We start from the raw sequence: 2,051 nt of genomic DNA, 5'->3' as shown, positions 1-2,051 counted from the left end.
GCGGACGTCCCGCGCTACCCTGAGTTCCTGCCCTGGACGGCTGCCGCGCGGGTGCGTTCGCGCACGCCGCAGCCCGACGGCAGCGAGGTAGTGGAGGCCGACCTCGTGATTTCCTTCAAGGTCTTCCGCGAAAGGTTCGGCAGCCGTGTCCGGCTCGATCCCGCAGCCATGACCATCGACACGACCTATCTCGACGGCCCGTTCCGCCACATGCATTCCCGCTGGGCGTTCCGGGACGCGGGCGAGGGCCTTTGCGACGTGGACTTTCACGTCGATTTCGAGTTCCGCAACGCGATCCTGCAGAAAGTGATCGGCGTCGTCTTCGACGAAGCCATGCGCCGCGTGGTCAGGGCGTTCGAGGCGCGGGCCGAGGCGCTCTACGGCCGCCCGTCCTAGCCGAGCGTGGCGGCGAGCAGGAGGTCGAGCGCATGATCGACGGTGGCCCGGCGCACCCCGGCGCGGCCGATCGCGCCGAACTCCACCGTCTCGGTCCGGGTGCGCCGCCCGGTTGCGGCGAGCGCGAAGCAGACCCGCCCCTCGGGCTTGTGCTCCGATCCGCCGGGGCCGGCAATGCCGGTGACCGCCACGGCGAGCGAGGCGAGCGCCCGGTCGAGCGCGCCTTCGGCCATGGCGCGGGCAACCTCCTCGCTTACCGCGCCGTGGGTCTCGATCAGCCAGGGATCGACACCGAGCATCGCCGTCTTGGCGGCGTTGGAATAGGTGATGAAGCCGCGGTCGAAGACGTCGGAGGAGCCGGCCACGTCGGTGATCGCCGCGCCGACCATTCCGCCGGTGCAGCTTTCGGCCGTGGCGATCCGGTCGCCCGACCTTCGCGCGGCGGCGAGAAGTTCCTCCGCCTTCGTCATAGGCCCATGACCCCGTGCCAGAGCCCGGCCGCGGCCACGGTGGCAAGTCCGGCGAAGAGACCGGCCCAGAGGTCGTCCGTCATCGTCGCCCCGGCCGTTCCCTTGCGGTCGGCCCGGCCCACCGGGCCGGGTTTCCAGATGTCGAAGAGCCGGAAGAAGAGGAAGGGCACGGCCCAGCCGGGCCAGGCGGACAGGGCCCAGTCCTCCATCCCGCGGCTCCAGAAGGCGGCGGCGGGGAAGAGAAGCGCGATCCACTGGCCCGCGACCTCGTCGATGACGATCTCGGACGGGTCCTTGTCGGCCGTTCCCGCGACGGTCCGCGCCACCGCCCAGTAGCCGAGCGGGATCACGGCGAGCGTGGCCAGCGCGAGCGCGGGGAAGCCGAGGAGATGGTCGATCGCCACGCCGAGGCAGAGCGCCGCCGCCGAGCCCCATGTGCCGGGGGCAGGCCTGAGGAGGCCGACGCCGAACAGGGTGGCGATGGCGCGCGGCAGGGTCACGCCCGCACCAGCGTCACGGTGGCGAGTGCGGCGATGCCTTCCTCGCGCCCGGTGAAGCCGAGACGTTCGGATGTCGTCGCCTTGACGCTGATCCGGTCAGCGCCCGAACCTGTGATCCGGGCGAGTTCACGTGCCATGTCAATCGCATGCGGGCCGATCTTCGGGCGCTCGCAGATGATCGTCACGTCGGCGTTCGAAAGGGCATAACCCCTCTGCCTGGCAAGCCCGGCGGCGTGGGCAAGGAAGATCTCGCTCGCCGCGCCCTTCCACTGCGGATCGGACGGCGGGAAATGCCGGCCGATGTCACCCTCGGCGAGCGCACCGTAGATTGCGTCGGTCAGCGCATGCATTGCCACATCGGCATCGGAATGACCGAGAAGCGCCTTCTCATGCGGCAAGCGCACCCCGCACAGGGTGACGTGATCGCCCGCGGTGAAGGCATGGACGTCAAAGCCGTTGCCGGTGCGGATATCCATCGCTTTGCCCAGCATCCTTTCGGCGCGGGCGAAGTCCCCGGGCCAGGTGATCTTGATGTTCTCCTCCTCGCCCTCGACGATGGCGACGTCAAGTCCGGCGGCGCGGGCGATCTCCACGTCGTCGGCGGCGGGGCCGGGATGGGCGCGGTAGGCGGCAAGGATCGCGTCGAGGCGGAATCCCTGCGGCGTCTGCGCGCGCCAGAGCCCGG

The 2,051-nt window shown here is 70.4% G+C and carries 4 protein-coding genes; 1 reads left to right on the top strand and 3 read right to left on the bottom strand.

All coding sequences use genetic code 11. From position 1 onward, the window contains the following. The coding region (locus tag ACMUOO_RS17275) for a type II toxin-antitoxin system RatA family toxin (protein ID WP_413855815.1) at positions 1-396 on the top strand (396 nt) is incomplete at its 5' end. Here the strand turns inward: ACMUOO_RS17275 and ACMUOO_RS17270 are convergent. From ACMUOO_RS17270 to ispF, 3 genes are all read right to left on the bottom strand, one after another. Continuing rightward, complete coding sequence (locus ACMUOO_RS17270) at positions 393-866, bottom strand: CinA family protein (RefSeq protein WP_301918042.1); 474 nt, start codon at positions 864-866, stop codon at positions 393-395. The two genes, ACMUOO_RS17275 and ACMUOO_RS17270, sit on opposite strands and share 4 nt — an antisense overlap. Next, positions 863-1,366: a phosphatidylglycerophosphatase A gene (locus tag ACMUOO_RS17265; protein ID WP_301918043.1), complete on the bottom strand. Its 504-nt coding sequence runs from the start codon at positions 1,364-1,366 to the stop codon at positions 863-865. The genes ACMUOO_RS17270 and ACMUOO_RS17265 overlap by 4 nt, the downstream gene beginning before the upstream one ends. After that, on the bottom strand, positions 1,363-2,051 hold a 689-nt coding region (gene ispF / locus ACMUOO_RS17260; protein WP_413855814.1), incomplete at its 5' end, for a 2-C-methyl-D-erythritol 2,4-cyclodiphosphate synthase. The genes ispF and ACMUOO_RS17265, both read right to left, overlap by 4 nt.

The sequence above is a fragment of the Albidovulum sp. genome (assembly GCF_041919395.1).
Taxonomy (GTDB): Bacteria; Pseudomonadota; Alphaproteobacteria; order Rhodobacterales; family Rhodobacteraceae; genus Albidovulum.
This window is presented reverse-complemented; position numbering and strand designations above follow the sequence as displayed.